This is a genomic window from Streptomyces sp. WMMB 714 (assembly GCF_900090125.1).
In the GTDB taxonomy this organism is placed as follows: Bacteria; Actinomycetota; Actinomycetes; order Streptomycetales; family Streptomycetaceae; genus Streptomyces; species Streptomyces daqingensis.
In genome coordinates this window covers 58347-72523 of record NZ_FMHJ01000005.1, presented here as the reverse complement: position 1 = coordinate 72523, position 14177 = coordinate 58347, and the positions used below count along the sequence as shown (strand labels likewise).

The following is a 14177-nucleotide window of genomic DNA, read 5'->3' as shown; positions in this document are numbered from 1 at the left end:
GTGCGCCGCGCCCCGGCGCGGCGGGCCCGCGGGCGGGACCGGACGGGGGCGCCGTCCGTGAGCAGTGTCACACTTCACGCTCCGCCTCAGGGGTACGCCGTGCACTCCCCTTGCGGTACGGCCGCGTTCGCCCACAGCGATCGCGGCCGTACCGCCCGGTAAAACGGCCCCGCGTCCCGCTGCCCGCCGACAAGTGCGAAGATGGGTCCCCGGCAGGACAGGGCCCCGCGCGCGGCTTCACCCAAGCCGAGTCAGGGCCGAGCAAGACAGCGGCCGAACTGAAAGCCGCCCGGTCGGTAGGAGACCGGCTCCGGCGTACCCATGCATGGAGGACGTGACGTGGCGAAAGACGCCAGCACCGTTTTCGACCTAGTGATCCTCGGAGGCGGTAGCGGCGGCTATGCCGCTGCCCTGCGCGGGGCGCAGCTGGGTCTGGACGTCGCCCTGATCGAGAAGGACAAGCTGGGCGGCACCTGTCTGCACCGGGGCTGCATCCCCACCAAGGCGCTGCTGCACGCCGGCGAGCTGGCCGACCAGGCCCGCGAGGGCGCGAAGTACGGCGTGAAGAGCTCCTTCGAGGGCATCGACATGGCCGGGGTGCACAAGTACAAGGACGGCGTGGTCTCCGGGCTCTACAAGGGCCTGCAGGGCCTGGTCGCCTCCCGGAAGATCACCTACGTCGAGGGCGAGGGCCGGCTGTCCTCCCCGACGTCGGTCGACGTCGACGGCCAGCGCTACGAGGGCCGCCACATCCTGCTCGCCACGGGCTCGGTGCCCAAGTCGCTCCCCGGCCTGGAGATCGACGGCAACCGCATCATCTCCTCGGACCACGGCCTGCACCTGGACCGCGTCCCGGAGTCGGCGATCATCCTCGGCGGCGGCGTCATCGGCGTCGAATTCGCCTCCGCCTGGAAGTCGTTCGGCACCGACGTGACGATCGTCGAGGGCCTTCCGCACCTCGTGCCCGCCGAGGACGAGAACAGCTCGAAGCTGCTGGAGCGCGCGTTCCGCAAGCGCGGCATCTCCTTCTCGCTGGGCTCGTTCTTCGAGAAGGCGGAGTACACCGACAACGGCGTGAAGGTCAGCCTCGCCAACGGCAAGGAGTTCGAGGCGGAGGTGCTGCTCGTCGCCATCGGCCGCGGCCCCGTCTCGCAGGGCCTGGGCTACGAGGAGGCCGGCGTCGCGATGGACCGCGGCTTCGTCCTCGCCGACGAGTACTGCCGCACGAACGTGCCGACGATCTCCGCCGTCGGCGACCTCATCCCGACGCTGCAGCTCGCGCACGTCGGCTTCGCCGAGGGCATCCTCGTCGCGGAGCGCCTGGCCGGGCTGAACCCGGTGCCCGTCGACTACGACGGCGTGCCGCGCGTGACGTACTGCCACCCGGAGGTCGCCTCCGTCGGCGTCACCGAGGAGAAGGCCAAGGAGATCTACGGGGCGGACAAGGTCGTCACCCTCAAGTACAACCTCGCCGGTAACGGCAGGAGCAAGATCCTCAACACCACGGGCGAGATCAAGCTGGTCCAGGTACGCGATGGTGCCGTGGTCGGCGTCCACATGGTCGGTGACCGTATGGGCGAGCAGGTGGGCGAGGCGCAGCTCATCTACAACTGGGAGGCGCTGCCGGCCGAGGTCGCGCAGCTCATCCACGCACACCCCACGCAGAGCGAGGCGCTCGGCGAGGCCCATCTGGCACTCGCGGGCAAGCCGCTCCACTCCCACGACTGACCCTTGGGCTCTCCCCTTGGGGCGCCTCCCGGCGAAGCAAGGGAGAGCAGCCCCAGGGGAACGGGCGCGACCCGCATCCGCACCATTCCGTTAGGAGCAACCGAAACCATGGCGGTTTCCGTAACCCTGCCGGCGCTCGGCGAGAGCGTCACCGAGGGCACCGTCACCCGCTGGCTGAAAGCCGAGGGTGAGCAAGTGGAGGCCGACGAGCCGCTGCTCGAGGTCTCCACCGACAAGGTCGACACCGAGATCCCGGCCCCCGCTGCGGGCACCCTCTCCTCCATCAAGGTGGCGGAGGACGAGACGGTCGAGGTCGGCGCCGAACTCGCAGTGATCGACGACGGTTCGGGGGCGCCCGCGGCAGAGGCACCGGCCGCCGCCGAGTCCGCTCCCGCGCAGGAGGCCCAGCCCCAGCCGGAGCCCGAGCCGGCGCAGGAGGCCCAGCCGCAGCCCGCGCAGCAGGAGGCGCCGGCGCCGTCCGGAGGCGGCTCGGCGGAGGGCACGGACGTCGTCCTGCCCGCGCTGGGCGAGTCCGTCACCGAGGGCACCGTCACCCGCTGGCTGAAGCAGGTCGGCGAAGAGGTCGAGGCCGACGAGCCGCTGCTCGAGGTCTCCACCGACAAGGTCGACACCGAGATCCCGGCCCCCGCGGCCGGAACCCTGCTGGAGATCGTCGTCGGCGAGGACGAGACGGCCGAGGTCGGCTCGAAGCTCGCCGTCATCGGCGCCGCGGGTGCGGCACCGGCCGCGCAGCCCGCGCCGTCCCAGCCCGAGCCCGCGCAGGAGCCCGAGCCCCAGCCCGCGCAGCAGCAGGCCCCGGCGCCCGCTCAGCCGAAGGCGGAGCCCGCTCCCCAGCAGGCACAGCCCAAGCCCGCACCGGCGCCCACGCCGGCTCCGGCTCCGGCTGCCGCACCGGCGGCGCCCGCCCCGGCCGCGTCGGAGAACGAGGGCGCGTACGTCACGCCGCTCGTCCGGAAGCTCGCGAGCGAGCAGGGCGTGGACCTCTCCTCGGTCAAGGGCACCGGCGTCGGCGGACGCATCCGCAAGCAGGACGTCGTCGCCGCCGCGGAGGCGGCCAAGTCGCAGGCGGCGGCCGCGCCGTCCGCCGCGTCCTCCGCACCGCGCTCGCCGAAGCTCGAGCCGTCACCGCTGCGCGGCCAGACGGTCAAGATGCCGCGCATCCGCAAGGTGATCGCGGAGAACATGATGAAGGCGCTGCACAACCAGGCGCAGCTGTCCACCGTGGTCGAGGTGGACGTGACGCGTGTGATGCGGCTGCGGCAGCGGGCCAAGGAGTCCTTCGCCGCACGTGAGGGCGTCAAGCTCTCCCCGATGCCCTTCTTCGTGCAGGCGGCGGCGGAAGCGCTGAAGGCCCACCCGTCGGTCAACGCGCGCCTCAACGACGACGGCACGATCACCTACCACGACGTCGAGAACATCGGCATCGCGGTGGACTCGGAGAAGGGCCTGATGGTCCCCGTCATCAAGGAGGCGGGGAACCTCAACCTGGCCGGCATCGCCCGCAAGACGGCGGAGCTGGCCAAGAAGGTCCGCGAGGGCGGGCTCGGCCCGGACGACATGTCCGGCGGCACGTTCACGATCAGCAACACCGGTTCGCGCGGCGCGCTGTTCGACACGGTCATCGTGAACTACCCGCAGGTCGCCGAGCTCGGCATCGGCGCCACCGTCCGCCGTCCGATGGTCATCGACCACCCGGAGCTCGGCGAGACGATCGCCATCCGGGACATGGTCTACCTGACCCTCTCCTACGACCACCAGCTGGTCGACGGAGCGGACGCCGCCCGCTACCTCGGCGACGTCAAGGCCCGCCTGGAGGCAGGCGAGTTCGAGGGCGAACTGGGTCTCTGACCCGGCGCGCCCGGGCGCACTGCGCGCGGCGGCCCCGTCCGTACGGCTCCGGCCGGCACGGCCGGAGCCGCCGCCGTTGTGCGGGGTGCCGCTCTTCCGTGCCTCACCCGCGACCCGGGCGACAGGTACCAGACGCCGGACGACTTCCTCCGAGAGCTGAGGTCGACCCCTGAGGCGTCGACCCCGGAGGCGTCAACGCCTGAGGCCTCGTCCCCTGAGGAAGAGGGCCGGTAGGGCCCGTCCCCGCTGTGTCGAGCGGCCGGAACATCCGCCCCACTCCCCGCATTTGTTCCTGAACGTACGCGCTAGGGTGTCGGGCGGGCGTTCCGCGCCGTTCGCCCCGGACGCCGGACGCGCCCTTCAGCGGTGCGGGGGCCACGGCCGGCCGACACCGCGTCCCGGGCCGCGAGGGAACACCGCATGCTGCGCATCCACTTCACCCCCACCGACCTCGCGCGCACGCACGTCGCGGAGGGACCCGACCCGCTCTGGGAGGTGGTCTTCAGCCTCCACATGCTGCGCGCCCGCTACGGCCGGGTGCCGTTCGCCGAGTGGCGCAGGGACGTACGGGCCGACCTGCGGCGCCACGGGAACACCGACGAGGTGCGGCAGTTGCTGCCCCTCGTCCCCGACGCCAGCTACTTCCCCGACTTCCTCACGCCGCCCGAGGGGCTGCTGGGACTGGAGGAAGGCGTCGAGGCCATCGTCGCGACGCCCCGCGGGCGGATCGACCACGAACTCGGCATCCTCAACGAGCGTGTGGGCGCGCCCAGTTGGTCGCGGGAGCTGACCGACCGCGCGCCGCACGCGCGCCGGCGCCTCGGCACGATGATCTCCGGCTACCACGAGCGTGCGCTGGCCCCCTACTGGCCCGCGATCCAGCGCCGCGCCGCCGCCGACCGGGCGGTGCGGACGAGGGCGCGGCAGACGGGCGGAGTCGGGGGCGTGCACGGCCTGCTGGCCGGCTTCCGGCCGGCGATGCGCTGGCGTCCGCCCGTCCTGGAGATACCCGCGCACCCCGTGGACCGCGACCTGCATCTCCAGGGGAGGGGGCTGCTGCTCGTGCCCTCCCAGTTCCTGTGGAGCAGGCCCGTGCCCCTGGCCGACCCGGACCTGCCGCCCACCGTTCTGTACCCGCTCGACCGCGACCCGGACTGGATGAAGCCGGCGCCCCACGGCGGCGCAGGAGCTGCGGGCGATCCGCTGGCCCGTCTGCTGGGCTCGACACGGGCGCGGGTGCTGCGCGCGGCGGTGACCGTTCCCAACACGAGCGAACTCGCCCGGCACGTCGGCATCTCGGCCTCGGCGGCGAGCCAGCACGCGGCGGTGCTGCGCGAGTCGGGGCTGCTCGTGAGCCACCGGCACGCCAACAGCGTCTTCCACCAGCTCAGTTCACTCGGCTCCGCGCTGCTCCGGCAGACGGGGAAGGAGAGCGCGGCGGAGCCCTGAAGCGGAGGCCGCGGCGGAGCCCTGAAGCGGAGCAGTGACGGCGGGGTCGCGCGTCAGCCCGTCTCCCGGCCGGTTGCGCGACGCCCCTGCCCGCGGTTGCGTACGGGCAGGGGCGTTTCCACGGGCGGCAGCCCGAACCTGCTTGCCGTTCTCGGGCTCTGCGCCGCCAGAGCGGAGGCCGGCCGGGACGGACCCCCAGGTCTTCCCGGCCTCGCCTCGCTGCTCCCCCCTTTTCCGGGACGACGTGCGACGTACGTCCCGTATACGAGGACTGTGCCGGAGGGCGGACGTGCTGACCATTGTGTTGTAGTCAGAGACACAACACCCTGGTCGCAGGCGCGAGTTGGCGTCGTCCGCCGCAAGCGGGCAGCTCCCGCGGGCTTCGGACGCGGGCGGGAGGGCAGTCACCGGCGGGCGATCACGGCGTACCGCTCGTCCGTCACGGGACGGCCCCAGAGCACGGAGTTGCCGCTGAGGGATTCGACGCGGAGGTCCGAGACGAGCGGGCGCATCGCCGCTGCCAGCCGCTCCGCCCGTACGCCGCCGTGCCACGGCAGCTCCTCCGCCCCCGCGACGTACGGCACTCCGCTCCGCCCGGATTCGCGCCAGCGGCCCTCCACCAGGATGAGCTGCCCGCCCGGCAGCAGCCGGGACGTCCACTCCCGCAGGGCGGCATCCGGATCCGGCAGGGTCCAGAGCAGGTGCCTGGCCAGCACCGCGCCGAACCGCTGCTCACCCGTGGGAGGCCGCATAGCGTCCCCCACGAGGAACCGGGCGCCGAGCCCGGCCGATTCCGCCTTCAGCCGGGCCCGCTCGACCATCCGCGGCGCCAGGTCGACTCCGGTGACCCGGTGCCCGTCCGCGGCCAGCAGCAGGGACAGCGAGCCGGTGCCGCATCCGGCATCGAGGATGTCGGCCGGCTCGGACGGCAGCCAGGCACGCAGCAGCCGGCCCCACTCGGAACGGACGTCCTCGGCCAGCAGCCCGTGATCGGGCTCCTCGTCGAAGTCCGCCGCGGCGGCGTCCCAGTAGGCGGTGATCGAAGCAGCGTGTGAGGTCATGCCGGGACTCTGGCAGGGACCACCGACACCGCCGCCGGGCGCCGATCCGGTCGGTCGGCCGGGACCGGTCGACGGGTTTCAGCGCACGTAGTTCTTGAGGACGTCCGTCTCCAGCTCGATCCCGACCGGCTCGGGCAGCGTCACCGCTTCTCCGAAGCGGGCGGTGTGCACGTCGCGGTAGCGGGCGCCCTCCCGATCCGGGCAGCTGTGCACGACGACGGTGCAGGAGTCCCGGTCGATCAGCAGATAGACGGGGACGCCCGCTGCCGCGTAGGCGGGGGGCTTCTCGACGCGGTCCCGCCGGTCGGTGTCCTCGTCGTACGAGGTCACCTCCACGACCATCAGGACCCCCTCCGGGTCCGCCCACTCACCCTGGCCGGCGAAGTGCGCGACGGGCGCGAGCGCGCCGTCGGCACGAGCACGGCCGTTGCGATACGAACCGACCCGCAGTCCGCGTTCCGGATGCAGGTCGAGATCCGGGCGGGCCTGGATGCACTGCCTGAGCAGCCACATCGTGATGGTGTCGTGGTCCCCGTCAGGCATGCTCTTGACCCCGATCCGCCCGTCGACGAACTCCAACATGACGGTCTCGGGTGCCTTGGAGGCGATCTCCTCGAACTCCTCCACCTGCATCTGAGACGTGCGTTCGGCCATAACCGTCATGGTGTACCCCCTTCCGCATGAAGGCCAGTATCGACAGAGCGGAACCGGCGTCACGGGCTGGGATGCCAGGATCACCAGCACGGGTGACCCTGGCCCGCCGGGCGGCCCGGCCCCTCCGGTGTCGCGCGGGGCTGTGCGGCAGTTGCGTCCCGGCAGCGCGTGAAGACCTGTCGGCGCACGGCGAACGGTTCGCGCGGCGGTGGCGAAGTCGCACGGCCGTCCGGCGAGACTGCGCGGGACCCGACTGCCGCAGGCCGGTCCACACCGGCCGGCGCGCCATCGGCGAGCGCGTGCCGCTCGTCCGGGTTCTGGTCCCGACTGCCCGTCCCGACCGCCCACGGAGGACGTCCCGTGGTGGATCCGGCCCGCGCGGCCGTGACCGTCACCGGCCCGGCGCGGTGGCTTCGGGCCCCTCGCGGCAGGGCGGCCTGCCGGAGCGCGGTGAAGACCACACGCGTACGGGGCGCTCCGCCCACCCGCGGGGCCGTATTGTCGAGGCACCCTCCCGCTCGCGGCCGCAGCCGCCAGGCCCTCCGGGCGCCGGATGCCGTCGCGCGGGGAGGCAGCAGCCGGAGCCCGCCGTCCGGAACCGCCGAGAGCCCCGCTCAGAAGGAGGCCGCGCCTGTGACCTCGCCCCCCTCTCCGCTGCCCCTCGCGCACTCGCTGCGCGAGCAGATCCGCGAGCACATCGTGGAGGGCATCGTCAGCGGCCGGTGGCAACCGGGAGAGCGGATCGTGGAGCGGCGGATCGCGGTGGAGCTGGAGGTCAGCCAGACGCCGGTACGGGAGGCGCTGCGCGAACTGGAGGCGCTGCGGCTGATCGAGTCGGCGACGAACAAGGGAGTGCGCGTACGGGAGTTGTCGGCCGCCGACCTGGAGGAGATCTACCCCGTGCGGGCGGGTCTGGAGCAGATCGCGGCCGAGCTCGCCGCTCCGCGCCTCGCGGGCGACGCGTCGGCGCTCCTGCCGCACGTCGAGGCGCTGTACGAGGCGGACCGGGCAGGTGACGGGGAGGCGCAGGTGCGGCACACCGTCGCCTTCCACCGCGAGATGGTGCGGGCCGCCGGCAACAGCGTGCTGCTGCACACCTGGGAGTCGCTGGGCATCGAGGTGTGGACGGCGCTGTCGATCCGCTGGCTGGGCACGGTGCAGCAGTCCTACGCGGAGGAGCACGAGGCCGTGATGGAGGCGTTCCGGCGCCGCGACCCCCGTATCGCCGAACTGGTCAAGGCGCACGTCCTCGGCTGCGCGCCCGCGCCCCGCGGGGCGGGCGCCGGCTGACGCCCGTCCCGTACGGTCCCGCGACAGGAGGAGGCATGGCCGCACCCGATCCGCACATCCATGTCGAGTCCGGGGTGGTCCGCCGGAACGCCGCCGTCCGGGACCTGATGGCGTCCACGTTCGGCCTGGCGGGCGATCTGCCCAGCCGTGTCACGACCGGATGCGGGACGCGGGTGCCCTATGCGATGACCTCGCCGCGTCCGGAGAGCGTCACCTGCCTCGCGTGCCGCGAGCACGCACGGCAGGCGCATCTGCGCTTCGCGGAGGAGGTGGCGCGTCTGGGCGGCATGCCGGGGTCGACGATCACCCACGGCGAGGCGGAACTGGCCGCCGAGCAGCACCGCGGGCTCGCGGCGCGGTACTCCGCAACGGAGGACTGACCTCCCCCGCAGGCCCAGGGCCGTCCCGGAACGGAGGGGGCGCGTCGACCCCCGCACCGGCTTCGTGGTCTGCTGGCGTCACGTACGTGGAGGCGCGAGAGTTCCGGAGGCCGGGTGTCCGCATCATCCCGTGAGTCAGCACCGTCCGCCGGGGCCGCGGGGCCCCAGCCCCCTCCCGGGGAGCAGGCCGAAGTGGCCGCTTTTCACCGCTCGTTGGGGCTGGACTCCCTCATCGACGTGCACACGCACTTCATGCCGCAACGGGTCCTGGCGAAGGTGTGGGCGTACTTCGACTCGGCCGGTCCGCTCGTCGGACGTCCCTGGCCCATCGCCTACCGGCGGGACGAGGAGCAACGGCTGCGGCTGCTGCGGGACTTCGGCGTACGCGCCTTCACCTCCATGCTCTACCCGCACAAGCCGGGCATGGCCCGCTGGCTCAACGACTGGGCCGCCGACTTCGCCGCACGCACGCCGGACTGCCTGCACACGGCGACGTTCTACGCGGAGCCGAGCGCGGCCGGCGACGTGCGGCGCGCCCTGGAGCAGGGCGCCCGGGTCTTCAAGTGCCATCTCCAGGTCGGTGCGTTCGACCCCAACGACCCGTCGCTGAAGGAGGTCTGGGGGACGCTGGCCGAGGCGGGGGTCCCGGTGGTGACCCACTGCGGTTCGGGACCTGCGCCGGGCCCCTTCACCGGGCCCGGCCCGATCGCGTCGCTCCTCGCCCGGCACCCCCGACTGCCGCTGGTGGTGGCGCACTTGGGGATGCCCGAGTACGAGGACTTCCTCGGCCTGGCCGAGCGGTACGAGCGCGTCATGCTCGACACCACCATGGCGTTCACCCCGTTCGCGGAGGCGGAGGCGCCGTTCCCCCGCGCCGCCCTGCCCCGGCTCGGCGCCCTCGCCGACCGGGTGCTGTTCGGCTCGGACTTCCCCAACATCCCGTACCCGTACGCCGAGGCGCTCCGCTCCCTGGAACGTACGGGGCTCGGCGCGGACTGGCTCCGCGCCGTGTGCCACGACAACGCGGCACGCCTCTTCGGTCTCCGAGCGGTGTGAAGCCCCGTCTCTGCGTGCTGCCGGACCGGTTCGTGGCCGGCGGGCAGATCCACCGTGATCGCCGGTGCGCATGCCGTGCCTCCGGAGTCAGCCCTCGGCCTTGATCTTCTTCATGGTGAGCTGGGACTCCAGGCGCAGGACGGCGGGGTGGCCCGTGAGCTTGTCCATGAGAAACGACTCGTAGGCGGCGTTGTCCGCGACGGCCACACGGACGAAGTAGTGAGGGCTGCCGTACATGCGGCGGAGTTCGACGACTTCGTCGTGCGCCGCGATGGCGGCCTCGAACTCCTCGATCGTTTTCCGGTCCTGAGCGTAGATCTCGACGTTGACGAGGACGTCCATGCCGCGGCCTGTCGCCTCCGGGTCGATGACGGCCCGGTAGCCGGTGATGACGCCGGTCTCCTCCAGCCGCTTCACCCGACGCAGGCACGGGGGCGGCGTCAGGCCCACGCGCCTGGCGAGTTCGACGTTGGTCAGCCGACCGTCCTGACGCAAGTGAAACAGAATTTCTTCATCGATCGCATCCAGAGGCACTTCATTGCTCACAGGGGCATCATACGACCGTTATCAGTAACCAAATGAGGCGTATTTCTTTCTAGCATTGCGGCATGGGAAAACATCCGGTCGGGATCACCGACCCTCCCAGGTCTGCGGGCTCACCGTGCCGGAGGCAGTCAGAGATACCTGCCGCCCTGAAGGACTCCCTGTCAGTGGGCTTGGGCCTGCTGCCGATGGGACTGGCCTTCGGCACGCTTGCCACCCATGCCGGGCTGCCCTGGTGGACCGCGCCCCTGTTCTCCGCAGTGATGTACACAGGCACGCTGGAGTTCCTGCTCGTCCCCATGGTGCTGTCGGGAACACCGCTGGCGACTGTCGGAATGACGGCACTACTGGTCAACGGCCGGCATGTGTTCTACGCGCTGTCCTTCCCCCTGCACCGCGTGAACGGACGCCTCGCCAAGCTCTACAGCACCTTCGCGCTGAGCGACGAGGCGTACGCCATGACGACAGGCGCACGAGCCGCCACCTGGTCGAGCAAGCGCACCGTGGCCTTTCAGTCGTTCAACCACCTGTACTGCGTCGCCGGAGCCGTCGCCGGGTCGCTGCTCGGCTCACTGATCCCGCCACGCGTCACGGGCCTGGACTTCGCCATGACCGCGCTGCTCGTCGTGCTGGCCCTGGACGCTGTCCGCGACCGGCGAGGCGACCTTCCCACCCCGGCCCTCGCCCTGCTGGCCGCGCTCCTCGCCCGCCTGCTCGTACCGGGGCAGATGCTGCTGACCGCCTTCTCCCTGTTCACCGCCGCCCTGCTGATCCGGCATCTCGCGACCCGCACGAGGCCCGCCCATGCCTGACGCCCGCTACCTGCTCGCCGTCGCCGCCACCTGCTGTGTGATCACCTGGGGGCTCCGCGCGCTGCCCTTCACCGCTCTGACCGCGCTGCGTTCCAGCGGCGCCGTGAGATACCTCAGCACCCGCATGCCGGCCGGCGTGATGGTGATCCTGAGCATCTACACGCTGCGCGCGCTTCCGCTGACCCACGTGCGGGCCGTCGCACCCCTGGCGGGCCTGGCGGTCACCGTCGCACTGCACCTGTGGCGCCGGAACGCCCCCCTCAGCGTCTTCGCCGGCACGGCCGTCTGCGTCACCCTGTCCAGCACGATCCTCGCGCCCTGACCGCGCCGGCACGCGACGACTACCGTCGCGTGCCGACTTTCGAGCGGACACCGCGTGCCGACTTTCGTGGCACGGAATGCCAATCTCGTTCGGAGCTTTGATCGATCATCGATCGCGGGAGTACAGTCCAATCGCCGGGTCGCTCTGTCCTGCCCTTCAGGCACCCGCCCACATCCCCACACCCCCCGTCCACCCGTACGGAAGGTGGCCACCATGCCCCGCCCCGCACGCAACCAGCCGAGCGAGCTCGATCAGCTCCCGGACCGCGACCCGCAGGAGACCGCCGAGTGGCGGGAATCGCTGGACGCGGTGACCGAACACGCAGGTCCCGAGCGGGCCGCGTACCTCGTGCGGCGAGCCGTGGACCACGCCCGGGACAGCGGGCTCCGCGTGCCGGGGCTGCTGGAGACGGACTACGTCAACACCATCCCCACCTCGGCCGAACCGGACTTCCCCGGCGACGAGGCAATGGAGTCCCGCATCACCGCCTGGAACCGCTGGAACGCCGCCGCGATGGTCACCCGCGGCAGCCGGTACGGCCTGGGCGGGCACATCGCGACCTTCGCCTCCGCGGCGTGGCTGTACGAGACCGGCTTCCAGCACTTCTTCCGCGGCAAGGACGGCCTCGGCGCCGCCCAGGCCGGGGGCTCGGGCGACCAGCTCTACATCCAGGGCCACGCCTCCCCCGGCATCTACGCCCGCGCCTTCCTCGACGGCCGGCTCACCGAGGCCGGCCTCGACCGCTTCCGCCAGGAGGCCGCCGGCGGCGGCCTGCCCTCCTACCCGCACCCCCGGCGCCTTCCGTGGCTGTGGGAGTTCCCGACGGTCTCCATGGGCCTCGGCCCGATCAACGCCGTCTACCAGGCGCGGTTCAACCGCTATCTGACGAACCGCGGCATCAAGGACACCTCCGGCTCCCACGTGTGGGCCTTCCTCGGCGACGGCGAGATGGACGAGCCCGAGTCGACCGCCGCCCTCGCCCTTGCCGGGCGCGAGCAGCTCGACAACCTCACCTTCGTCGTCAACTGCAACCTCCAGCGCCTGGACGGGCCGGTACGGGCCAACTTCAAGATCGTGCAGGAGCTGGAGGCGCAGTTCCGCGCCGCCGGCTGGAACGTCGTGAAGTCGCTGTGGGGCAGCGCCTGGGACGAGCTGCTGCGGCTCGACACCTCGGGCGCCCTGGTGAAGCGGCTCCGCGAGGTGCCGGACGCGCAGTTCCAGACGTACGCGACCCGCGACGTCCCCTACATCCGCGAGCACTTCTTCGGTGCGGACCCGCAACTGGCGGAGATGGCGCGGCTGTTGAGTGACGACAAGATCGCCACCTGCTTCCACGGCTCACGCGCCGGCCACGAGCCGCGCAAGGTGTACACGGCCTACAAGGCCGCCGTGGAGCACGAGGGCGCCCCCACCGTGATCCTCGCGCAGACCGTGAAGGGCTGGACGCTGGGTCCCGGCTTCGAGTCCCGCAACGCCAACCACCAGATGAAGAAGCTGTCGGGCAAGGAGTTCCGCGCGATGCGGGACCTGCTGGAGCTGCCCATCCCCGACAGCAAGCTGGACGACGAGCTGGTGCCGTACGTGCACCCCGGCCCCGACTCCCCCGAGGTGCGCTACCTCCAGGAGCGCCGTGCCGCACTCGGCGGCCCCGCCCCCGCCCGCAAGGTGCACCCGGTGGGCCTGCCGGAGCCCGCGGCGAAGCCGTTCGCGGCGCTCGACAAGGGGTCCGGGAGCCAGGAGATCGCCACGACCATGGCGTTCGTGCGGCTGGTCAAGGACCTGATGAAGGAGAAGGAGAGCGGCAGGCGGTGGGTGCCGGTGGTGCCCGACGAGGCGCGCACCTTCGGCATGGAGTCGCTGTTCCCGTCCGCAGGCATCTACTCCCCGCTCGGCCAGAACTACGACCCCGTGGACCGTGACCAACTCCTGTACTACAAGGAGGCGTCGGACGGTCAGATCCTCAACGAGGGCATCACGGAGGCCGGTTCGCTGGCCGACTTCACGGCCGCCGCCACGTCGTACGCCACGCACGGCGAGCCGATGATCCCCTTCTACATCTTCTACTCGATGTTCGGCTTCCAGCGCACCGGCGACCAGTTCTGGTCCCTGGCCGACCAGTTGGGCCGCGGTTTCGTCATCGGCGCGACGGCCGGACGTACGACCATGACGGGCGAGGGCCTGCAGCACGCCGACGGCCACTCCCCGCTGCTGGCCTCCACCAACCCGGCCGTCGTCACCTACGACCCGGCCTTCGCCTACGAGGTCGGCTCCATCGTCAGGGACGGGCTGCGCCGCATGTACGGCCCCGATCCCGCGGCCCACGAGGACCTCCTGTACTACCTCACGGTCTACAACGAGCCGAAGGCGCAGCCCGCCAAACCGGAGGGCGAGGGGGTCGAGGAGGGCATCCTCAAGGGCCTCTACCGCTTCAAGGAGGGCACCGCGCCCCGCGAGGACTCCCCGGCCGTCCAGCTGCTGGCCAGCGGCACCGCCGTCCACTGGGCGCTGGAGGCGCAGCGGATGCTGGCCGAGGAGTGGGACGTGCGGGCCGACGTGTGGTCGGCGACGTCCTGGAACGAGCTGCGCCGGGACGCGCTGGAGTGCGACGCGGCGCAGCTGCGCGGCGAGGAGCGGGTCCCGTACGTCACGCGGGTGCTGGAGGACGCTCCCGGCCCGGTGCTCGCCGTCAGCGACTGGATGCGGGCCGTCCCGGACCAGATCAGCCAGTGGGTGCGGCAGGACTGGACGTCGCTGGGCACCGACGGCTTCGGGCTCTCCGACACCCGCGAGGCCGCACGCCGGTACTTCGGGGTGGACGCGGAGTCGGTCGTGGTGGCGGCGCTGGCCCAGCTCGCGCGGCGGGGCGAGGTCAAGCGCGAGACGGTGCGGAAGGCGTCGGAGACGTACGGCTTCGGAACGGCCTGACGTCCTGACGGCCGCGACGTACGGCGTCCGCGTACGGCCGAGGCACGCGGCGGGCGCCGTCCGGAGCCCGGCCCGCACGGGGCGGTTC

The 14177-nt window shown here is 72.0% G+C and carries 12 protein-coding genes; 9 read left to right on the top strand and 3 right to left on the bottom strand.

Translation table 11 applies throughout. The features are described from left to right. Positions 1–339: 339 nt before the first annotated feature. The 3 genes from lpdA (at position 340) to H181DRAFT_RS10450 (ending at position 5046) form a co-directional block, all read left to right on the top strand. Positions 340–1728: a dihydrolipoyl dehydrogenase gene (gene lpdA / locus H181DRAFT_RS10460; RefSeq protein ID WP_045864081.1), complete on the top strand. Its 1389-nt coding sequence runs from the start codon at positions 340–342 to the stop codon at positions 1726–1728. A gap of 108 nt (positions 1729–1836) precedes the next feature. Further along, the gene (gene sucB, locus H181DRAFT_RS10455) at positions 1837–3597 is read left to right on the top strand and encodes a 2-oxoglutarate dehydrogenase, E2 component, dihydrolipoamide succinyltransferase (protein WP_045864080.1); all 1761 of its coding nucleotides are present in this window, start codon (positions 1837–1839) and stop codon (positions 3595–3597) included. A gap of 420 nt (positions 3598–4017) precedes the next feature. Continuing rightward, positions 4018–5046 carry an ArsR family transcriptional regulator gene (locus H181DRAFT_RS10450; protein ID WP_045864079.1) on the top strand — a complete coding sequence of 343 codons (1029 nt, stop codon included), beginning with the start codon at positions 4018–4020 and terminating at the stop codon, positions 5044–5046. Between the two features lie 404 nt (positions 5047–5450). Here the strand turns inward: H181DRAFT_RS10450 and H181DRAFT_RS10445 are convergent, their stop codons facing one another. After that, positions 5451–6107: a class I SAM-dependent methyltransferase gene (locus H181DRAFT_RS10445; protein ID WP_045864078.1), complete on the bottom strand. Its 657-nt coding sequence runs from the start codon at positions 6105–6107 to the stop codon at positions 5451–5453. 78 nt (positions 6108–6185) lie between these two features. Further along, a complete protein-coding gene (locus H181DRAFT_RS10440) occupies positions 6186–6770 on the bottom strand; it encodes a Uma2 family endonuclease (RefSeq protein WP_045864077.1) in 585 nt (194 codons plus the stop codon). 645 nt (positions 6771–7415) lie between these two features. On the opposite strand from H181DRAFT_RS10440, the gene H181DRAFT_RS10435 reads away from it, so the two are divergent. From H181DRAFT_RS10435 to H181DRAFT_RS10425, 3 genes are all read left to right on the top strand, one after another. Then, positions 7416–8051 (top strand): GntR family transcriptional regulator, encoded by a 636-nt coding sequence (locus H181DRAFT_RS10435; protein WP_045864371.1) that lies wholly within the window; start codon positions 7416–7418, stop codon positions 8049–8051. 35 nt (positions 8052–8086) lie between these two features. Then, entirely contained in the window at positions 8087–8431 is a 345-nt protein-coding gene (locus tag H181DRAFT_RS10430) for a hypothetical protein (protein WP_045864076.1), read from the top strand. 192 nt (positions 8432–8623) lie between these two features. Beyond that, positions 8624–9487, top strand: a complete 864-nt coding sequence (locus tag H181DRAFT_RS10425; protein ID WP_045864075.1) for an amidohydrolase family protein — start codon at positions 8624–8626, stop codon at positions 9485–9487. A gap of 87 nt (positions 9488–9574) precedes the next feature. On the opposite strand, the gene H181DRAFT_RS10420 is transcribed toward H181DRAFT_RS10425, so the two are convergent. Continuing rightward, positions 9575–10006: an Lrp/AsnC family transcriptional regulator gene (locus H181DRAFT_RS10420; protein WP_199810821.1), complete on the bottom strand. Its 432-nt coding sequence runs from the start codon at positions 10004–10006 to the stop codon at positions 9575–9577. Positions 10007–10197: 191 nt separating this feature from the next. Here H181DRAFT_RS10420 and H181DRAFT_RS10415 point away from each other — a divergent pair, with 191 nt between their 5' ends. From H181DRAFT_RS10415 to aceE, 3 genes are all read left to right on the top strand, one after another. Then, a complete protein-coding gene (locus tag H181DRAFT_RS10415; RefSeq protein WP_254666786.1) occupies positions 10198–10842 on the top strand; it encodes an AzlC family ABC transporter permease in 645 nt (214 codons plus the stop codon). After that, complete coding sequence (locus H181DRAFT_RS10410; RefSeq protein ID WP_045864072.1) at positions 10835–11164, top strand: branched-chain amino acid transporter permease; 330 nt, start codon at positions 10835–10837, stop codon at positions 11162–11164. Before H181DRAFT_RS10415 ends, H181DRAFT_RS10410 begins: the two co-directional genes overlap by 8 nt. Before the next feature lie 213 nt (positions 11165–11377). Continuing rightward, positions 11378–14089, top strand: coding sequence for a pyruvate dehydrogenase (acetyl-transferring), homodimeric type (gene aceE, locus H181DRAFT_RS10405; RefSeq protein WP_045864071.1), 2712 nt, complete (start codon positions 11378–11380; stop codon positions 14087–14089). The last annotated feature ends 88 nt before the right edge of the window (positions 14090–14177 follow it).